The organism is Pseudomonas sp. FG86 (genome assembly GCF_057808775.1).
The window spans coordinates 1-18,680 of the sequence record NZ_JBMDIS010000109.1 but is presented as its reverse complement, the minus strand read 5'-3'; the positions used below and the strand labels follow the sequence as shown (position 1 = coordinate 18,680).

General features: G+C 52.6%; 19 protein-coding genes and 1 pseudogene. 1 reads left to right on the top strand and 19 read right to left on the bottom strand.

Going from position 1 to position 18,680, the window contains the following annotated elements; translation table 11 throughout:
• Positions 1-184: 184 nt before the first annotated feature.
• The 3 genes and pseudogenes from ACODSV_RS32910 to ACODSV_RS32900 all read right to left on the bottom strand — a co-directional run bounded on the left by ACODSV_RS32910 (position 185) and on the right by ACODSV_RS32900 (position 3,664).
• Entirely contained in the window at positions 185-1,600 is a 1,416-nt protein-coding gene (locus ACODSV_RS32910; protein ID WP_019818107.1) for a heavy metal sensor histidine kinase, read from the bottom strand.
• Entirely contained in the window at positions 1,597-2,271 is a 675-nt protein-coding gene (locus ACODSV_RS32905; RefSeq protein ID WP_019818106.1) for a heavy metal response regulator transcription factor, read from the bottom strand. Before ACODSV_RS32905 ends, ACODSV_RS32910 begins: the two co-directional genes overlap by 4 nt.
• A gap of 486 nt (positions 2,272-2,757) precedes the next feature.
• Positions 2,758-3,664 (bottom strand): annotated as a pseudogene (locus ACODSV_RS32900) (cation diffusion facilitator family transporter).
• 848 nt (positions 3,665-4,512) lie between these two features.
• Here ACODSV_RS32900 and ACODSV_RS32895 point away from each other — a divergent pair.
• Positions 4,513-5,253, top strand: a complete 741-nt coding sequence (locus ACODSV_RS32895; protein WP_073845723.1) for an NADPH-dependent F420 reductase — start codon at positions 4,513-4,515, stop codon at positions 5,251-5,253.
• A gap of 485 nt (positions 5,254-5,738) precedes the next feature.
• On the opposite strand, the gene ACODSV_RS32890 is transcribed toward ACODSV_RS32895, so the two are convergent.
• The 16 genes from ACODSV_RS32890 to pilO2 all read right to left on the bottom strand — a co-directional run bounded on the left by ACODSV_RS32890 (position 5,739) and on the right by pilO2 (position 18,426).
• Complete coding sequence (locus ACODSV_RS32890) at positions 5,739-5,963, bottom strand: hypothetical protein (RefSeq protein ID WP_019818103.1); 225 nt, start codon at positions 5,961-5,963, stop codon at positions 5,739-5,741.
• An 83-nt stretch (positions 5,964-6,046) separates the two neighbouring features.
• Positions 6,047-6,652 (bottom strand): DUF3275 family protein, encoded by a 606-nt coding sequence (locus ACODSV_RS32885; RefSeq protein WP_019818102.1) that lies wholly within the window; start codon positions 6,650-6,652, stop codon positions 6,047-6,049.
• A gap of 77 nt (positions 6,653-6,729) precedes the next feature.
• Positions 6,730-7,065, bottom strand: coding sequence for a hypothetical protein (locus ACODSV_RS32880; protein WP_019818101.1), 336 nt, complete (start codon positions 7,063-7,065; stop codon positions 6,730-6,732).
• A 74-nt stretch (positions 7,066-7,139) separates the two neighbouring features.
• On the bottom strand, positions 7,140-7,637 hold the full coding sequence (locus ACODSV_RS32875; protein WP_019818100.1) for a hypothetical protein: 498 nt from the start codon (positions 7,635-7,637) through the stop codon (positions 7,140-7,142).
• Positions 7,638-7,745: 108 nt separating this feature from the next.
• A complete protein-coding gene (locus tag ACODSV_RS32870; RefSeq protein WP_019818099.1) occupies positions 7,746-8,282 on the bottom strand; it encodes an STY4534 family ICE replication protein in 537 nt (178 codons plus the stop codon).
• Between the two features lie 95 nt (positions 8,283-8,377).
• A complete protein-coding gene (locus ACODSV_RS32865; RefSeq protein WP_008437363.1) occupies positions 8,378-8,629 on the bottom strand; it encodes a hypothetical protein in 252 nt (83 codons plus the stop codon).
• A 304-nt stretch (positions 8,630-8,933) separates the two neighbouring features.
• Positions 8,934-9,233, bottom strand: a complete 300-nt coding sequence (locus ACODSV_RS32860) for a hypothetical protein (protein WP_073451708.1) — start codon at positions 9,231-9,233, stop codon at positions 8,934-8,936.
• A gap of 931 nt (positions 9,234-10,164) precedes the next feature.
• A complete protein-coding gene (gene pilM, locus ACODSV_RS32855; protein WP_019818097.1) occupies positions 10,165-10,605 on the bottom strand; it encodes a type IV pilus biogenesis protein PilM in 441 nt (146 codons plus the stop codon).
• Between the two features lie 57 nt (positions 10,606-10,662).
• Positions 10,663-11,100: a hypothetical protein gene (locus ACODSV_RS32850; protein ID WP_124356003.1), complete on the bottom strand. Its 438-nt coding sequence runs from the start codon at positions 11,098-11,100 to the stop codon at positions 10,663-10,665.
• Positions 11,033-12,349: a shufflon system plasmid conjugative transfer pilus tip adhesin PilV gene (gene pilV / locus ACODSV_RS32845; protein ID WP_019818096.1), complete on the bottom strand. Its 1,317-nt coding sequence runs from the start codon at positions 12,347-12,349 to the stop codon at positions 11,033-11,035. Before pilV ends, ACODSV_RS32850 begins: the two co-directional genes overlap by 68 nt.
• Positions 12,339-13,280 (bottom strand): ATPase, T2SS/T4P/T4SS family, encoded by a 942-nt coding sequence (locus ACODSV_RS32840; protein WP_008437359.1) that lies wholly within the window; start codon positions 13,278-13,280, stop codon positions 12,339-12,341. The genes pilV and ACODSV_RS32840 overlap by 11 nt, the downstream gene beginning before the upstream one ends.
• Positions 13,281-13,290: 10 nt before the next feature.
• Complete coding sequence (locus ACODSV_RS32835; protein WP_019818095.1) at positions 13,291-13,806, bottom strand: type 4 pilus major pilin; 516 nt, start codon at positions 13,804-13,806, stop codon at positions 13,291-13,293.
• 25 nt (positions 13,807-13,831) lie between these two features.
• Positions 13,832-14,971, bottom strand: coding sequence for a type II secretion system F family protein (locus ACODSV_RS32830; RefSeq protein WP_019818094.1), 1,140 nt, complete (start codon positions 14,969-14,971; stop codon positions 13,832-13,834).
• Positions 14,961-16,520: a GspE/PulE family protein gene (locus ACODSV_RS32825; RefSeq protein WP_019818093.1), complete on the bottom strand. Its 1,560-nt coding sequence runs from the start codon at positions 16,518-16,520 to the stop codon at positions 14,961-14,963. Before ACODSV_RS32825 ends, ACODSV_RS32830 begins: the two co-directional genes overlap by 11 nt.
• A 12-nt stretch (positions 16,521-16,532) precedes the next feature.
• Positions 16,533-17,105: a type IV pilus biogenesis protein PilP gene (gene pilP, locus ACODSV_RS32820; RefSeq protein WP_008437355.1), complete on the bottom strand. Its 573-nt coding sequence runs from the start codon at positions 17,103-17,105 to the stop codon at positions 16,533-16,535.
• Entirely contained in the window at positions 17,095-18,426 is a 1,332-nt protein-coding gene (gene pilO2, locus ACODSV_RS32815) for a type 4b pilus protein PilO2 (RefSeq protein ID WP_024073376.1), read from the bottom strand. The genes pilP and pilO2 overlap by 11 nt, the downstream gene beginning before the upstream one ends.
• Between the last annotated feature and the right edge of the window lie 254 nt (positions 18,427-18,680).

Genomic DNA, 18,680 nt, shown 5'->3' with positions numbered 1-18,680 from the left:
CCCCCCCCCCCCCCGTCCCGATAAGGTCGCGATATATGTGGCTGCTCGCCATATTTTCGGGTAGGGCTGCCTTCCCCTCTAGACGTCGAGCTAAAGACCAAAACAATACGGCAGCCCTCAGGCATTAAAGCTTTCAAGTAAAAAAGAGAGCTCTTCTAAAATCGGCCCCCTCCATATACGGGACCTAGGCTGCGCCCATTTGCGTTTGCTTCATTTGGGTGTCGGGAAAGTTGAGGTGAAACCAGGTAAAATTCTGATCAGTCACTTCTACGCTCGCAGAACCCTGATGCAATCCCATAATTGACTGTACTATAGCTAGGCCCAGACCCGTACCACCTTCATTTCGTGCTCGGCTTTTGTCTACACGGTAGAACCGCTCGAACAAATGCACCTGGTGTTCCTTGGCGATTCCGCGCCCCGGGTTACCAACACTCAAGGTAGTTCCGTTAGCACCGCGTTGAACTTTCACGTAAACCGTCCGGCCTCTTGGGCAGTAGCGAATCGCGTTCGAGACAAGGTTCGAGATGGCTCGTTGAATCATTATCTGATTGCCACGCACCACGCCATTTCCTGTGAGCTGGAGTTGTATTTCGCCTTCTTCGGCCGTAATGCTGAAGAGGTCGCAGACCCGCTGAATTTCGTCGAGCAAACAGACATTTTCGAATTCTACCATTGACGCGGGGTGGCTGACCTGGGCTAGAAATAGCATGTCGGAAACCATTCGACTCATGCGGTCCAACTCTTCCGTGCACGACTCCAAGACTTCTCGGTACTCAGGAAGAGACCTTTCCCGGGTCAGCGCAACCTGAGCCTTACCCATGAGATTGGACAAAGGTGCACGCAGTTCGTGAGCAAGATCGTCCGAGAACTGCGATAGCTGCTGAACCCCATCATCTAGACGCATCAGCATGATATTGATTCCATCGCCGAGCTTCTTCAGTTCTGCCGGCATCCCCTTCGTTGGTAGGCGATGATCAAGGCTCTCGGTGGAAATTTTCGAGGCAATCCTCAAGAACTTGGTCAGAGGCAGTAGTCCTCTGCGCACAGTCCACCATCCAATGGCCAAGATCAGCAAGAGAATAAGAGGCGAGACCATCAGCGCCCAGGTTAGCAATGCATCGAGCAGGGCTTGGTTGGCTGACTGGTCCATGGTCATGAACACACTAACTTCGGTTCCATCGCCTAGATTCATTACTCGCGAAGCGCTAAGTAGCGGGCGACCCGTGGAGTCACGCCACTCGTGCTGTTTAACCTGCTCGGTTGGCTTGAACTTGTGCACTTCCAGGTTGACTGCCTTCGAACCTATTGAGAGCAGTGGAGTTTGCGTTTGTCCTGACTCAAAGATGCTGACGTACAGATTATTGTGCCCCATGACCAAGTCAACTAGCTGGTGCGCGTCTGGATTGACATCAGCGATACTAGTGATAGCGGATAGGTTGTGAGTCATACCCGCCATTTTCACTTCGAGGTCCATTCGGGAGTTTCTCTCGAGAGCTTGGCTCACCATCACATACCCAAAGGTGGCGAAAAGGAGGAGCAGCGCTGCGCTCATCAAACCGACTTTGAATCCCAGCTTCACAGCCAGACTGAACGGCCTCATGCGCGCTCCTCCAGAACGTACCCTATGCCTCGAAGTTTATGTATGAGCTTGGTCTCAAATGGATCATCGATCTTCGAGCGTAATCGCCGGATAGAGACGTCAATAACGTTATTATCGCAGTCAAAGTTCATGTCCCATATCAGCCAGATGCTCTGAGAGCGTGTAAGTGCTTTGCCAGCTCGACTAATGAGAAGGTGCAGGAGAGCAAATTTCTTGGTGTTGAGGTCTATGCGTGTAGATCCACGGAACACCCGATGGCGCACAGAGTCGAGCTCTACATCCGAAATTCTCAGCGCGTTTTTCTCAAAAAGCTCGTCGCCACGTCTTTGCAGCGAGCGCATGCGAGCAAGCAGCTCGGGAAACTCGAAGGGCTTGACGAGGTAGTCATCTGCGCCACCGTCCAAACCCTTGAGCTTGTCGTTGGTTCGTCCCCAGGCAGTCAGCATAATGACGCGGACCCGGCTGGTTTCTCTAATGACTTCCAAAAGGTCCAAGCCATTGATGTCAGGGAGGTTCACATCGAGAAGCAGAAACGAATAAATATTAGTATTGAATAAGTGAGCGGCATCAACACCATTGTTTGCTATATTTACGATGTACCCGCTTTCAGAAAGGCCCTGCTGAAGGTATTCTACGTTTTTGGTTTCGTCTTCCACAACTAGAACGCGCATAACTTATCTCAGGATGTGAGTAAAATAATAGTCCAATCGGCCGCCAGTGTGGTTATACGCTGATTGGTAGTACTGCTGTGTGCTTGGTGTTTAATTTCATTATTTATTTTCATGCGCATTACATTAACTCAATAATAACTGATCCTAGCGCGAATTGGCTAAATGCGCGTAAGCTTTGCAAATTTGTAATTTTTGCGCAATATTATTGATAGTTATGATAAATTGATTGTTTGGAATAATCGAGAATCTGTCAATGGTAAGGTTTTTAAGGCCAAAGCTGGCGGATGCCTTCAGTGCGCGTAGCAGGCGAATCTGCCTGAAGGCTCCTTTAATATTGGCCGCCGGTCAACTCGATTAGTCGTTAAATTTAGAGGTGGCAGTAATGCATATTTAAAAGCGCGTATAGTCTTGGGGAACGCATCTTAAGTCGATTTTTCTTAGGGCTTCTGCCTGCAAATACAACAATTAGCGTCATCAAAAAAACGACTAGTGTGAAGGCTTCGGAGCATTATCATGAAAGGCTGCTTGCTCCATTTGAATCGTGCAGTGATGAATTTCGAACGATTTACTCACCGCGTCAATGACTGATGCGAGAATAACATCTCGATTTAATGAATCTCGCACGACTACGTGCGACGTCAGGATATTGCGGCCACTACTTAGAGCCCAAACATGCAGATCATGGACCTCCATGACCCCATCTACTCCAAGTATCAGGGACTCTATTTCCGCAATATTGAGATTGTCGGGTACCCCTTCCATAAGTACCCCCCAAGCTTTCGCGCAACAACTGCCAAGTACGTGGAAACACCCATATACCGATTGCTACGGCGACAATCGTATCGACCCAGCTCCAACCTGTAAATCGGATGACAAGTGCCGCTATGATCACGCCCAATGAACCAAGCATGTCGCTCCAGACTTCAAGATAGGCTCCCTTGAGATTCAGACTTTCACTGCTGGCAGAGGAGAGCAGACGCATCGATATCAGGTTCACAAAAAGACCCCCAATTGCGATCCACATCATCGCACCGGTAGCAATCTCCGACGGTACTAGCAAGCGCTGATACGCCTCGTACAAAATGTAGGCAGCGACCATAAAGAGTAATAAGGCATTGAACGTTGAGGCTAGGATCTCTATGCGAGCATATCCAAAAGTCCGTTTCTGGTCCGCTGGCCGCTTGGCTATTTGGAGAGCAATCAGTGAAATTGCCAGAGCAGCAGTATCTGTGAGCATATGTGATGCATCAGACAGCAGGGCTAGGCTGCCGGTAACGCATGCTCCGATAACCTCCGCAATCATAAAAATACCAGTCAGGGCAAGCGCCATGAGTAGTTTTTTCTGGTGTCCTTCACGTAGAGCGGCACCGCCATGAGCGTGATTGGATCCCACATGCTTCTCCTTGCCTAATGTAGTGGTTGGCTTCAATCTAGATTCTCATCGCTACAAACAAAAACACAAATATGGATCCTACCTTTCAGAACGGCTAATAAAACTCATTTAAACTAATTGTAGTTTAGGATGAAAGTATGTTGTTGGTATGCGATTTTTTGCAGACCTGCGTCTCCTCTAGCCGGCGATACGGTGCTAGTCAACAGCCTACTTTGACACGGCTCAAAAAAAGAAGGTTCCGCTGGGATTGTGTCAGAATTGTAATTCTGCTGTAGCTATCTCGTTATCCGTCGTCAAAAATAATACGGCTAGCTAAAAATTTACGCTACGTAGCGGTGTCGCTAAGCACAGACACGAAATTACCTCAAACTCCTCGCAACGCTGCTGAGTAACATAATTACCTAGTTTTTTAACGCCGGCCGCGGTCAATATTTTCATCGCAAATTCTGATTCCTTAATCACTGAACTATCTCGTAAGGAAGAAACCGCGGGTTTTGAAATGATGCTCGGCGATACGGAGCTCGAGAGTGCCGTTCGATGTGAGGGGTTAGGTCGATGACACCGTTGAGATGCGGAACGGACTGAGGCTTAACCATTAACACCGATTGTCGAAAGTGGTCGTCGCTACCGACCCAAAAGGGGCGAATGGCGGTAATTTGGATGCCGCTAGACGCTGGCATCGTGTGCCGATTACCGACAGCGTAACCTTTCATTCTTGAAGAGTCGTATTTACCTGAGTCAAGCGACATGCGTGCTCACCCCAGATCGCAGCGGCTTTGCGACACGCTTGATTCATTCGCACACCTAGCCAGGTAGCAACTTGAATATTGGTTGTGGGTGAGGAGGTTATTGAAGTGAAAATCGGAGTTAGCGGCGCCGGCAATATTGGGGCTACCCTTGCCCGCAAGCTCGTCGCGTGCGGCCATGAAGTTAAGCTGGCAAATTCGAAAGGCCCCGAAAGCCTTCAAAACCTGGTCAGTGAAATCGGCGCACACGCTGTGACCAAGGAAGAGGCAGTGTCCGAGGTAGGCGTTGTGATCCTCTCGATACCCTTCCCAAAATATCCAGATCTCAAACAGACGTTAAAGAATGTCCCCGAGAAAGTCGTTGTCATTGACACGTCCAATTACTATCCGGGACGCGACGGGGCAATCATAGAAGTTGACGACGGCAAGCCCGTGAACGTTTGGGTAAGCGAGCAGTTTAGCCGCCCGGTCATTAAGGCTTGGAACGCCGTCCTTGCAGCGACTCTTGCCGACAATCGGCAACCAACTGGATCTTCGACACGCATTGGCTTACATGTAGCAGGGGATGACACTCATGCAGAGGCCGTCGCGCAGGATCTCGTTGAGGATACGGGCTTTATCGCGCTTGCCGCTGGTAGCCTTGAAGATTCGTGGCGTCAGCAACCAGGAACACCAGCCTACTGCACCGAGCTAACATTGCCGGAGCTGAAGATGGCGCTGGAGGCGGCAGACAAGGTACGGGCACCTCAAAACCGAGACGCACTTATCGCAAAATTTATGGTTCCCGGCAGTCAGTTTACAGATGAGCAAATTGTTGCCACAAATCGCGCTAGGACGGCCTGACTACCGGATTAGGCGGGATTCTTTGCTAGAATTTCGCCTAATTGATCTAGTCGCTAAACTCATCTCTTTACGTAAACAGGGCACTGCAGACGCGTGCCTAACTCAGCGTCTGGATGAGGCCGCGAATTTCCTAACCTGTCCTGTATCGCGGCCTAGGCCACGTCACGTTGTTCAAGCATCCGCTCAATCTCAGCGCCAGCTAAAGCGTCGCAAGCGTGCGGCGTGGTCTACTACCGATCTCAACTATTAAGGCGTTGGCGTCAGGAAGGCGTGTTTACCGGACGCTTACCTTCAAGGAATTCCGGGCAACACAGAAACAAGAACGCCGATTTGATTGATGATGTTCGTGCGAGCAAACACATCTAACAAACCGGCGTTCTTATGTGCGATATTATACTTTTCTTCCTTTTTGGGAGGGCTTTTCTGTCGTTAACACAAAGCCTGATGGTGATGCCCTCCAGATCGATCTGACTCCCCGCGCCAAACTAGACCGTCTCGTTTTGAAATAGTGGGCTGTGCCCAGTGAGAAAGATTTGCCCCAGGTATTTGGGGCGAAGGGCAACGGCGCCATCGGCTTGTTCTGCCGTCATTTCGAGCTCCTCTACGAAGAAGTCCCAAAGCTCCTCATTCGTCGATACCTCGTTATTGGCGAGCTGATCTTCGATGTTTTCAAGGATTTGTTGGGTCAGGTTATTGAAGATTAGATTCATGTGCTGCTCCTGTTGAGTCGAGGAGCGCCCAGGAGGGAGCCTCTCATGAATGTGCCGATTGGCTTGGCGTATCGCCGGCATCGTTAGGTATTGGAGATATTCCATACCTGCAGTTTGAAGTTGTGTAAATAGCCGAGCTCCGAGAGCCGACTGCACTGTTGGCGTAGTTGCTGACGATCAACAGTTGTGTCCAGCCTGACTGTATAGCTTAGAGGCCAGATTGTGCCGAACAACTCGGCATCTGCCTCGAGGTCGTTGGTTGCGCCGGTCGGGGTCATCCCGAACGGGGCATCCTCTTTTGATACCTGTTTATTGGTGGCCGGTAGGGCGGGCGGATTATTACGCTGCACAGGCTTGGAGAGGTTGGAAGAAGACTCTTCATCCATAGGGTCAGGCTCGTTTGGCGAGAGCCTGGCGGCGTCTTCTGGTGTCAGATTGTCGACGTCGTCGAGGCTCATGCTTTCCAGCCTTGCACGGATCTCAACGATCAGGCGGCCTGCTGTGGAGTAATACGAAGGACGGATCTCCGTTATCAGAAAGTCGCCTCGGTATTTGCCTTCATCGTACTGATCGAGGAGTGCGTCTTTGATCACGAACTCACCGATAGAGGTCGAAAGCCGTCCGACGTTGAATTCGCCATTACGGCCGCTGATGGTACGGATGGCCAGTTGGCCGGGGATGTTGATCATGGGCAGCTCCACACTGCTACGAATGAAAAAAGCCCGACAGGTGTCGGGCTTTGGGCAGTGCTGTGATTGTCGAAGGATTACGGGCAAGAAGTATGAGTTTCTTCCTTGAGTGAGATGTACAGATAGAAAACGCCTGGCGGTGATTCTATACGGTCAAGTTTTAGGTCCAGCCAGACTCGATCAGTGCTATTGCCGGCAGGCAATAAACGATAGAGGCCGAAATGGATCTGTGTGCTGTCAGGTTGCAAGTGCAGTTCTCGGTAGGCCTCCAGGACAACTTCGCCCAGTCGCTCACTGACAACACTTGCATCCTGAGGGTTTTCAATATGCACCGCTTCCTGCCAGGCCCGGGGTGTTAAAACGACCGGGAGCTTGAGCAGGTCAGACGACACGAGGTTAGTGGTGCTTTGCATGTTTATCTCCAGGTGTGAGAAACCACCCGGCCCGTCCGGGAAGTGGTTTCCCGGTTAGGTATGTTTTGGTTATGTCAGGACCAGCACACGTGGCGTTGTGTCCAGAGGTTGAGGTCAAAAGCTTGTTTCGCGGCATATTCGCTGCGGTAGTATTCTTCGGACTCCCTTGATACCGGTTCAAACTCATCAGCGGTACCAATGTAATAGCCCGCAGCGCTCTTCAGTATTTGGAGGGGGTACTCGATACCGCACTCGGCGAATGCAAGTTTCCCGTATGCAAAATCCGACACAATGTATGGTTCCGGTGTTATTAGCTGCTGCTGGTCTTCTTCAGTAAAGCGTGACCAACCGCCACCATTAATGGCCGCGTTCACTCCTTCGCCCCAAGCTCGACTGAGCGCAGGAACGGTTTTGAACAGCTCGGGTACGATCGGCTGGCCGGCGCGGTACGCGTCGGCACCCAGAATATGAGCCTCGATCTCAGCCTCATATTGGGTAATCTCGTCGCCATAGATTTCCGCTTTTGCATAAGCAACGCGTATATCGAGAGATTGCGTAAATAACGTGTTCATAAAGGTGAGTCTCCAACGGACGAGAATCACCGTGCCCGGAAGGGAGGTGTTCCCTGCGGACTTTGATAATAATGAAGGCACCCTTCGGGTGCCTTTCAACAAAGTGAATCAAGATGCCGTACGCTGCTGTTTAGCGGGCGTTGGCTTGGATTGTTCCTCTGCTACTGGCTCGGATGCTTCTTCGCTTGCGAGCTGTGCTTCAGGTTCCGCTTCGCCGTCTTCAACAACTGGTTCTACTTCACGAGGCTTTGCTTCATAGACGGTTTGGCCATCCACCTTGATCCAGCCGATAAACAACAGGCGTCCCTTGAGGCTTGCTCCAGGTTGACCTTTTTTATCGCCTTTCTCGTAGGTAAATGCGTCGGTCCAGATATCACCGATGCGGAAGCTCACAAGGACCTTCTTTCCGGCTTCAACGGCTGCTTGGCTGCGACGAATCAGCTTTTCAGCTTCAGCGCCGACCACGTTGCAGTCGATATAGGAATACTCGGCATCATCCATCGAGCCGCGCAGAGCCGCAACGGTAACTGCCATGAATGGCTTACCTTTGCCGCGAGGTTTCACTTCACGGATACGGTTGAGATAACCGATACCAGTGGTGTGAAGGTCGAAGAATTTTGCTTCGTTGGATTGATTAGTGCTCATGGTGATTCTCCAGTTTCGAAATAACAGAAAGCGGAGAAACACTTCGCCCTAGGGGGAAAGTATTCCCCGCGAGGGTGGGTGGAGCTTAAGGTTGTTTAATGCATCAGCTTCATTGCAGCAATCATTACACCGACAGCTGCAGACAACATGACGCCCATGCGAATGGTGAGCTTGACTTCAAGCTGTGAAATCTCAGATTTGAACTCTGCAGCAAGAGCAGTTAAATCTGCCTTGGTAGCCAAACGTGAAAGCATGTCGGTCTCCAAAGCTTCAATAACAGCATTTGCCTTCTGTTCCGGGACGTTAATCGAAATCAACGCCTGGTAGAGAGCCAGTTCAGTTTTCATCAGACCTCCAAAAGTGAGAGGCCTGCCCTGACGGGGTAGGCCCGTCATGGGTGGGAAAGGTGCTTCCATCGACTAAGTCGACTGATCGCGCTACCGGAAGCTATGGCGATCTTGGGAGTGGATCAATGCAGAAAACCGCATCGTAGTCTTGCGGATCCAGACTACTTGGGCATGTTGCTGACGACGTCAGCGATACATGTGCAGATCATGGAAATACGATTGTCGCTTGTCAAGCCCCTACCGTGAAAACTCTGAGGAAACCTTCCCTTTGGGAAGGCTCCCTACAGAGGCGAAGGACGCAGACTTAGCAAGTTGCTGGCACCAACGAGCGTGCAGCTGGCTTCTTACGCGGTTTCCGAGCTGGCTTTTCGACCACTCGAGTGTTAGCCGCGTACCAAAGGTTCAGGTCGACACCTTTACGAGTTATTGCCGGTACATGATCCATCTCACGTACGAGACGCTCAGGTACGCAGGGCGGTGGAAGCAACGGAGCTGCTTTGGTATGGATAGCTGTGGGCGCAGCGCTGGTTTTCTTTACCGCACGCAGAAACTGTCGCGTGATGGTGCCAAGCGCGAAACCGAAGCCATAAGCAAGTTTGGACATGGTGATTCTCCTGCAGGTTGAATGCGGAGAACCCACTGACCCCGTTGGGGAAGTGATTCCCCGCGAGGTGAGTTGCATAAGGTGCTTCCATCGACGATTGTCGACCGACCGCGCTACCAGAAGCTCAGCGGTCTTGGGCGGATCTGACACGAACATCGTGTCGCAGTCTTCAAGATCCTGACTGCCTGGGCATGATGCTGACGACGTCAGCAAAGCACGTCCATATCATCGAAGGGGGGATGGTGATGTGTCAAGCGGAGAGGGATATTTCGCGGAGGGCAAAGAAGGTTCAGGTCGACAGGAGAAGCTACCGAGAGTAGCTGGGTCAACAGTCACTCTCGGATGTAGTAAGTAGCGTCTTTCAGAAAAAAATACCACCTGTGCGGGATGAAGGCGTTGTTGATCCCTGGGCTGTGATCTGAACGTCTTACTTCCAACACCTGGCCGATTATCGTGGCTGAGGCCAGCTAGCATAAGGCACGCATCCGCGCACAAAGGGAGCCCTGCGTTTCGCCGGCGGGCCACCGGCAAGGAAAAGCAGCTACCAATAGGTAGCCTGATCATCCTTTGCAAGATGATCAGGCTACCTATTGTGTGAGCTTTAAAAAGTGTGGGCCACAACACCAGTGTGGCCCTTAGACTACGGTGCTTCGAACCTCAACAGAGCCCTATGTGCCTTTGAACTCGCAATTCACGAGTTAGACGGCTGCGTGTCTGGCTTGAACAGGGAGACACAGGGAGAGCTCTGAACCAGGTCCGCACGCCCTTCCCGGAGCTATGCGTGCTTTGGGGTTGGTGATGAGGCAAGCCGCATCACCGGGCGCTACTGATGACCGCCAGTAGCCAACGGGGTGGAAACGTTGTTGTGATCATTATGTTGATAGGCCGGAGCTTATGCAACCCGGCGCCTTTCAAAGTCGGTCGACTCAGACTAATTGACTGCGACGACCGCACCTTCGGGAACAGGGGACGGAATTGCTATACCGGTCGCCCCAGTTATCTGTGAAATCAGCATTCCTGAACGCTTTAAACCAACGGTAGTTGTCTTTGTCAGGTCTACCAGCACAGAAGGCAAGCCTGACGGTGCAACCCCATCAAAATAAGTATAGGCCGTTCCTGATGAGATGTAAGAACCTACGCCCACAGGTTTCACAAACCACCCAGGTAGGTTGAGCGCAGAATCGCTCGGTACTCCGCTGAAGCCCGGGTTGGCCTGGGCATATTCGGTAGCGGCAGATCGGTACACCAGAAAGCCGCGACCCAGTGAGTCGAGGGTAGCGTAGTCGGATGTACGTTGGTCCTGATGTTGGTTCTCCATGAAAATGCTGGAGGCAATGAGCACAATCATCAAAACGAGCCATTGCATTGTCATGATATGAGCTCCATCCACAAAATGGTGGTTGTTACCACCTACGCGTCAATAACAAAACTATTTCGTGAGGATAATCAATGTTAAGCAAATTCCTACTAGGCCAAGCGCAATGACAGTCCACTTTGCGGCTCGCTTGATGCTCATTGGTTTGCGTTGTGGATTGATTAATTCCATAGTGGCGATCTTTTTTACTAAATAACGACCAGAGGCCGTTGGTTGTAACTTGTAAGTGAACTCGCCGACCTCGAATGCCTCTTTTTCTTCTAGTGCGCGACGCCATAGCACAGTTGAGCATATCCTGCTTCGGGTGCTTAGCCAGGTCTGTAATTCTCCAGCACTATACTCAACGTTATTCTCAAGCGTCTGCACTGCAATAATCCCCATAAACATACTATAAAACGTTTTTGAAATTTTATAAATGGATGCTTTATTTGAAGCAGCTCCAATAGAAAAGACCTGGCCAGGAAAGTCGAGATGTGGAGAGAAACCATCCACTTGCATTTCTGAAGATGTACCCAGTCTCACTATCCCCGATGCCAAAAGCGCCAGTTAAAGAGCATGACTTCCATGTAGTGTCGCCAAGGGAGCAGGTCACACTTCCTCTGGCAGGCGCCTGGCAGGTGCCCTGGATCAGCTGGAATTCCCACCCACCTGGTCTTTTCCATAAGCCTTGTTCGCAGGACAACGTTATTCCCGCGGCGCTTTTTGCAAGAAGGGTTCGGTCACTGCACTGTTGCCCCTCGGTAGCTATGCCTCCCAGGGACAAATATTCATTTGTCTGAATGCGATCATAGGCCGTTATCTTGCCCGTCGAGGTTATCTTTCCACCCCATAGTTCACCTCCGGTTGAAAAGTTTTTGTCGTTATAAACTTGGACCCAGTTGGGGCTATTTTGATAAATCCCGCCTCCCCATTTTTCGCTGTACCAGCCTGTGTCACCACGTGTTCTGAACCAACCACCTGTGCTGGTATCACCGGTAATGGTTGCAGTAGCGGCATTAACATTGGCTGTGGCGATAACGTTTCGAGCTGTAATGTCGGCGTTAGCTGTTATGTTGCCTGACGCTGTGATACTTCCTGCGTTGTTAATATTGTGGTTGCCCATCGTGATATCAGTATTCATCGTGTTGAATTCTGGATGATTGGGCACTGCGTTTCGATATAGATAGTCATTAGCCAACGCTCCATCCATAAGAAAAAGTGCGCTAGCTGTATGTCCTGGGCCAGGAGCTATAGCATAGTTACTTAGTGCTACCTGCCATCCACCCCGCACGCCCTGGACGATGTTCGGATTGGCAGAAGAGATGAACCCACCAGGTCCTCCGAGATTTTCAGCGATGGTTCGAATACCCATTTCAGGAATCGTCTGCCCACCTGTAGTAACCACAATCACTTCCAGTTGATTGGCGTTGGGTTTCCGGGCGAGGCCGACAATGGTCTGCCCAAAGGCGTTAGTGGGGCTATAACCTGCAGGAAGGTAGTTGGTGTTGACGAGCATCGGAACGGTTATTTGCACCGGTACGGTTGCTGCCGCGTTGGCCAGCACCACGCTGTAGTTATCCTTCAGATATTTGGCCAATGCCTCTGAAATGGTTCTCTGTTGATCAGCCGCAATTCGATAGTCCTGAGAATCCATCTGCTTGATTTGCCATGCGATCGCCAAAGTGACGACAACGGAGAAAACGGCCAATCCGATCGCCATGTCCAAGCTCAAGAACCCCCGCTGCTTGATCCTACTGGTCATTCCAGAGACTCCTTGATGATTGGTGAGCGATGTCGTGATCGAGCATCGTGATCTTTCCTGCATGGACTTTCTCTCGGATGCCCGGTCCGTCATCGCCTGTGAAAAGCAGGCTCTGCAGGGTTAATCGACGACTTCCTTCGTTGCCACTTGATAAGGACTGGTGAAGAACAGCCACCAACCCCTTGGAGAGCAGCTCTCGGGCGTTATTGAGTAACGGCTGAGCCAGGGCTGATATACGTTCAATGCCTTGAGTAACGCTGCCGGCATGACCTGTGCTGATAATGAGATGGCCATTGATCGAGGCTTGAATTACTTGTGCTGCTGTCGAGCTGTCGCGAATTTCTCCCACGAACAGGAAATCGGCTCTTGTGCGCAGCGCTAGGATCAAAGCTTCCTCGTATCCCCCCATCCGGCGAGAGACCGGAACTTGAATGCAGCGCCCACTCCCATGCCTGCCATTCAAAAATGGTTCTGGAGGATCCTCTACAGCCACACAAATGCCTCCCCAGGCCTCGAGACGTGCTTTCACCAGTGATGCAGCACTTGAGGTTTTCCCTGTGCCCATTTCCCCACAAATAAATATCAGGCCGCGTACCGTGTCGCTCATCAGCGCGTCCTGCAGATAGTCGGGCAGACCCAGCATGTCCAATGGACGGATCTGGACTGAGGATTTGCTTACGACAAACACAGGCTTGCCATTCAAATCCAGCAACTGGGTTACACGAAGGACGACGCCATCTTCAATTAGGGCGAACTCTGGATCCTGGGTTGCCTTGTGCTTTTCCTCGCACTGCGCCCGTAAGCGCTCAAGGTCTGCCCGCCATTCGGCGGGCGCTTCAACCCTTCGTGCCTGCCCAGGGAGACCTTTGGCGTCGGCAAATCCATCGCCGAGGTACAGGTCGACGAATTCAGCATCAGAGATCACGCTCACACTGAGTTCCTTAGTACGAAGTCCAAGCGATGGTATTGGCGTCCGAGGAGCAGCTGGTCGCAGCTGCCACCGCAGTGATTTCGCCGGCAATTGCAGTGCCGCCATTGATCGCCGTCGTTGTCTGTTTGTCCTTGGCCATGTTCGAGGCAAGGGTGATGCAGGCATTTTTCGGAAGGTTGGATTCTGTGATGGTGAAGGTCATGCCGTTGCTCATTACGGTCACTGCGCCGTTCCAGCGGTTGGACAGGGCATTACCGTTGATGCTCATGCCGCCAGTTGCCTCGAGGTTGATCAAAGAAGGCGCCAAGTTGGTGCCTGCCGTGGCGTAGCCCGTGGTGCTTTTCAGTCGTTTGGTATTGCTCAGCAACGTGCCGAGATTGCTCTGTTCAATGGTGACGTCCGAGCTGCCGAACGTTCTGTAGCCCATGAACACGATGAAACCAAGTGCCACCGCGATCAGCATCAACCAGAACATCCCGTCCAGGGAGAGAAATCCGCGTTGGTTGTTTTGAGTGTTTGTTGGCATTTCCAGTACCTCATTTAGGTTTGATTTAAAGCGTTGCAGTCACATTGCCGGCCAACTGGAAGATCCCGACCACTACCAGAATCATCATGACCCCCATGGCCATGGAGGACATGCCGATAAGAGATTTGGCGATGGCTTCGACGCGCTGAAGCGTTTGCTCCAGCCACCGGTTGGAAAACCGTTCCATCGACTCAGCGAAGCCTTTGCGGGTGGCGAGCACTTCCAGAAAATGCATCGCCATGGGGTCTGGGAATTGATGACCCGCAAGCTTCAATGCGGTACCGAAGTTTTTGCCGGCGCTCACTCCGTAATGAATGGCGCTCAGGCGCTCTTTCAACCATGGAGAGGCATTGCGTTGAAGAGAGGTCAGCGCATCTAGTTGGTTGATGCCGGAGCGCAGCATCACAGCCATGTTGAGCAGAAAGATCGATCCGTGGAGCGCCTTGTAGACTGACCAAGGCGGGAGCCTCTCTGCTCGGACTCGCAGGACCTGGAGCAGCTTGTTCAACTGCAGCTTCCACGAAGGGCTGGCGGCCGTAATCTGAAGGCCGCAAAACACGGGTAGAGTGATGATCGATATGAGGATAAAGACGATTACAGCTATCAGCGTCACTAGCCCGTAGTGGGTCACGAAATTCGATAGGGCATAGAGGAAGGCCGGCACGCCGGTCCACGCCTCGGGGTTGGAGCGTCGTGTCATGGAGGGCACCATCCACACTGCAATCACATACAGCAACGCCGCCATGACGCTCCACACCATGGAGGGGAAAACGGTGGCGGACGCTACGAGTTTGCTGATCCGCTGACGTACTTCGATGATCCTCACGCAGTCCCGAAATGCCTGCACCAGGTTGCCGGTGTCTTCCCCGGAAGCGATCAAAGAGTTCTCGTCATAGGGAACCCAGCCTTCGCAGGAAATGCTCAGCGATTTCCCACCTTTTACCGATTGCGCGATATCCCTGCAGGCAAGGGACACTGGATGGAGCTTCTGCCCGTTATCGCTGAATGCTCTGGCCACCGTGTGCAGTGCGTCTTCAAGCGACACACCATCCTCAAGGATGCCCATCAGGCTCTCGTAGAACTGGATTCTTTCGTTTTTGCCAAACTGCTTGGCATAGAAGGTCTCTGCCCAACGATTCAGCATCGCTCTGACGTCACTCAGCATGAGCGAGCTCCAGGATTTGCCGGTCAAAGTCCAACGGCCCCACCGTCATTTCGGCGTGGCGGGGGTCTACTAATCCTTGTTTCAGTTTGATGATCGTGTGTGCGGTCTTGGTAATACCGCCCATTTCCTTGACCCAGTGGCGACGTGCCGCACTTGCACCCTGCCCATTGAAAACGCGCATGAATTCAAGGTCGGTGAGCAAAGTTTCCGCAACCACCGTGCGACCGGTGATGCCCAAGCCTTTGCAATGCGGGCATCCCGGTCCTTTGAGGTAGGTCTCATCAATCGCTTCCAAATCGCGCAAGTGCTGCACCAGCGCACTGTTGAGCTGCCCGAGATGCTCGCGTGCGGGGACGCGGCAGTGGGAACACAGCACGGGCAAGAGGGATTGATTGACCACGCTTGTCATCAGTGCAGGATCAGTAACCAGGTGTCGGTCTACACCCATGTCGATCAGTCGTTGAAGAGCTGCTACAGCGTTGTTGGTGTGCAGTGTCGTCAGCACCAGGTGACCAGTCATACCGCCGCGGAAAGCCGCTTGTGCTGATGCAAGGTCCCGGATCTCCCCATACATGAGAATGTCAGGGTCGAGTCGCATGGAATTGGTGATCCCGTCATTCCAGGTTTCACCGGCGCCCAGCGGTGACTGATTGGCGAGAAGTGGATATTCAGGTGGATCTTCCATCGTCAGAATGTGTTTTGTTCCACCGCACTCTTCGTGCAAGAGGTTCAGGTTTACCTGCAGCGACTTCGATTTGCCGGAACCGGTGGGTCCAGTGATCAGGTTCACCCCATAAGGCAAGCTGCGGATGCGGCTGAATGCATCAATTTGCTGCGTCAGGAAACCGAGATCACTAAGCGTCATTTTGGTTTTGTCGTCATACAGCAGACGCAAAACCATCAGAGGGCCATCTACGAGCGGCCGAGTGGCGACTCGGGCACCGAACAAACCGAGTTGGTCGACATAGGCGCGTTTTACCCTGGCGTCCTGGCTCACCTGCGGCTGGTAGTGGTCTTTCGCGACATCGCACATGCTGTTGTAGAGGGACGAGCAGAGCTCCATGCCCACCTGGCTCTGGTGCTGTTCTGCCTCCCACAAGAGCCCGTGGATGCGAAAGAAGATTCGAGTGATATCGTGACCTACGACAAAGTGGACGTCGCTGGCATTGCGCCGGTGGGCTTCTCCTAAAAGCTGCACCACCTGGGCCTGGCGCTTCGTCTCAGTCGCCGATAGTGCTTTACCATTTGCATCATCATTGGCGCGGTAGAGTGCCTTGATTGTGCTCATCGAGCAGACCTTGACCTCAAAGTGGTGATTTTCGTGTTCCAGCTGGTCCTCGAATGCCATGACATAGGCATCCGTTTGGTGTTGGGCTGACACATACAAAATCCCATCGCTGGTCAACGCACATAGTTGACGCAGCTCGGGTTTCAGCTCAAACGGTCCACCAGGGGCCGTCAGCAGTATTTGGTGCGACGTCAGTAGGACTGCAGCAGACTCATCACTGTCAGGCTCTATGACATCTGGTTTTTCAGTCAGGATCGTCATCGAACTTCTCAATCAACGTTGGCCAGGGATCAGCCCAGGCGGCATAGGTGCTGATGGGGTAATGCTGGGGGCTGAATTGTTAACGTTGCTCAAGCTGGCCGGGGGCGTACTGGAAAAGCCGAGGGGGTAGCGCTTACCGCCACGCTCGAGGGTCACGTTTTCGACGGAGAGGATGGCCATGCGATAGCCACCGGGTAACTCCCGAGATGAGGCATCTGCGTCTACTTCAAATCCGCTGCTGTAGAGCAGAGTCGCACGCAGCCGTTTTGCTGAGCCGAATACCGCTTTCACGACAGGCAAGTCAGACTGTGTATCACTGCTGTGCGCCGAGGCTGCAGCCGGCTGTGTGAGGTTTCCTTGAGAAAAAAACACAGTTGACGGCTGCGTCGTCGCACTTTGGTCTTCGCCCTTGATCGATCTTTCGGCCTTGGCCTTCTCGGCTTTGGCATTCAACAAGATCGTCTGGCTTTGAATCTGGGCCAGCTCGCCGACGTTCACCCCAGATAGGGTGTTCTCATCTGCCCAGCTCGATGGTGCCCCTAACGCAAGGATGGAGCACAAAAAGCACAGCGCTTTATTTCGCATATAGGTCACCTATTACTGACCAGACAAGGTGGCCGGTCTCATATTTGGTTGTGATTTCGCGCAGCCGTAAGCCCTGACTGGGTGCGCCGGATAATGAGTCCAGCGGCGTAATGCCAGTGGCATAGCTCAGCTCGAATTGCTTCCATTGAGGCGGTGGGGGCGGCGGTGGCGCAGGTTGGCCCGGTATCGCTGGTTGAATGGGCACAACGACCGGCACTTCTTTCAGCACTGGGGTTTGAGTGAAGCTGTGCAGCCAAGACGACAGGTTCGCCAACATCACGATGGCGTCTTTTAGAGGCTCATCACCGGCTGCGGGTAGAGAGATGTCGAATTTCAACGTGGCCGAGTTGCCCTCGTCAAAGAAGGCCGGCCGATCAGAAAAGTGGCCCTGCGTCGCCTGTATCAGTTTGTCGGCCGTGCTATTGCCCGAGCGCTTATAGGAGGACAAAACCTGTGCGCCGTCGCAGACGGCACTCGTGAACTGCCATCCCTGAATGGACAGAGGCAACTGATAAATGACGTTGCTGCAACCCTCCAGGAAATCTGCAACAGATGGACGTTTGGCCCAAGGGTGTTCAAGCGCTTGGGGCGTCTGTTCCATACCGGATTCTTTTTGCAGTCTGGCCAACTCTGCCAGGCGTTGCTGTTCAGCCTGGAAAGCCGCCTCTTTGGCTATCTGGTCCTGATGGTTCTGCCATTGAGCCCATCCGATGATGCCGGCAGCGATCAGCACGCCAAGAACCGCCAGCTGTACAAGTTCTGGTTTGGATAGCCCAAAGACGAGTGGCCGTAGCCGGTACTCGCGTTTTAGATGCGACGGCTGAAGCAGCTCTGCCACGTCCAGTGGTTGACCGCCCATATCGAACTCTGGGGGCAGGTACTCGTTGTCGAAGTTGATCCCACGACTGCGTTGTTGCGCGACTCGGCGGCGGACCTCAGCACCAGTGCCGATCATGTCGCAGCCAGAGATCACGCCACCTTGATACACAGCAACGAGGGCATATTGGTCAATCTCGCTTTCAGTTTTCCAGGCCGCGATCCATGAGTCCCCCAGCTGTCCAGCCAGGGTGGCCGCGAGCGAGTACATCCCTTTGATGACCTCCTCGCTGCGCGCTACAAAACCTGCCTGAATAATGGCTGGTGTTCTTCTAATGGCGACAATGTCGAGGTGGTGCTCACGACCGTACTGGCGCGCTTCCTTCATGTGCCCGGTGACACTACCCAGCGGATGCCAGCGCAGACCGGTGACAAATGATTTTCCACGATACTGGAGTACCTGGACTCGAGCAGAGCGTGCATTTTTTGAGGTTTCCGCAACCATGGCTTACCCCTTGGAACCTGTGCAATGCAGCAGTGGGGTAGGGCAAGAGCCCCAAGGCTCGTTGGCAGCAGGTGAAATCACCGCGCTGGGGCTGCCTGTGTCGCTATCAACAACAGGAGTAATCAGCACTACGAGTACGCTGTGCCCTGTGGTGCGGACACGGCTGCCGCCCAAACCGAAGAATCCAGGATCCCCTACGTGTACGGGACAACCACATGGGTTACAAAAAAGTGCATTCACATAGGTGACACTTT

Coding starts and splice junctions, on each gene's coding strand:
- ACODSV_RS32865 (WP_008437363.1), bottom strand. CDS start 8,629: ATGAAAACTGAACTGGCTCTCTACCAGGCGTTGATTTCGATTAACGTC.
- ACODSV_RS32890 (WP_019818103.1), bottom strand. CDS start 5,963: ATGAATCTAATCTTCAATAACCTGACCCAACAAATCCTTGAAAACATC.
- ACODSV_RS32835 (WP_019818095.1), bottom strand. CDS start 13,806: ATGCCAACAAACACTCAAAACAACCAACGCGGATTTCTCTCCCTGGAC.
- pilP (WP_008437355.1), bottom strand. CDS start 17,105: ATGCGAAATAAAGCGCTGTGCTTTTTGTGCTCCATCCTTGCGTTAGGG.
- ACODSV_RS32870 (WP_019818099.1), bottom strand. CDS start 8,282: ATGAGCACTAATCAATCCAACGAAGCAAAATTCTTCGACCTTCACACC.
- ACODSV_RS32885 (WP_019818102.1), bottom strand. CDS start 6,652: ATGATCAACATCCCCGGCCAACTGGCCATCCGTACCATCAGCGGCCGT.
- pilM (WP_019818097.1), bottom strand. CDS start 10,605: ATGACAATGCAATGGCTCGTTTTGATGATTGTGCTCATTGCCTCCAGC.
- ACODSV_RS32830 (WP_019818094.1), bottom strand. CDS start 14,971: ATGCTGAGTGACGTCAGAGCGATGCTGAATCGTTGGGCAGAGACCTTC.
- ACODSV_RS32860 (WP_073451708.1), bottom strand. CDS start 9,233: ATGTCCAAACTTGCTTATGGCTTCGGTTTCGCGCTTGGCACCATCACG.
- pilO2 (WP_024073376.1), bottom strand. CDS start 18,426: ATGGTTGCGGAAACCTCAAAAAATGCACGCTCTGCTCGAGTCCAGGTA.
- ACODSV_RS32875 (WP_019818100.1), bottom strand. CDS start 7,637: ATGAACACGTTATTTACGCAATCTCTCGATATACGCGTTGCTTATGCA.
- ACODSV_RS32825 (WP_019818093.1), bottom strand. CDS start 16,520: ATGACGATCCTGACTGAAAAACCAGATGTCATAGAGCCTGACAGTGAT.
- ACODSV_RS32905 (WP_019818106.1), bottom strand. CDS start 2,271: ATGCGCGTTCTAGTTGTGGAAGACGAAACCAAAAACGTAGAATACCTT.
- ACODSV_RS32910 (WP_019818107.1), bottom strand. CDS start 1,600: ATGAGGCCGTTCAGTCTGGCTGTGAAGCTGGGATTCAAAGTCGGTTTG.
- ACODSV_RS32880 (WP_019818101.1), bottom strand. CDS start 7,065: ATGCAAAGCACCACTAACCTCGTGTCGTCTGACCTGCTCAAGCTCCCG.
- pilV (WP_019818096.1), bottom strand. CDS start 12,349: ATGACCAGTAGGATCAAGCAGCGGGGGTTCTTGAGCTTGGACATGGCG.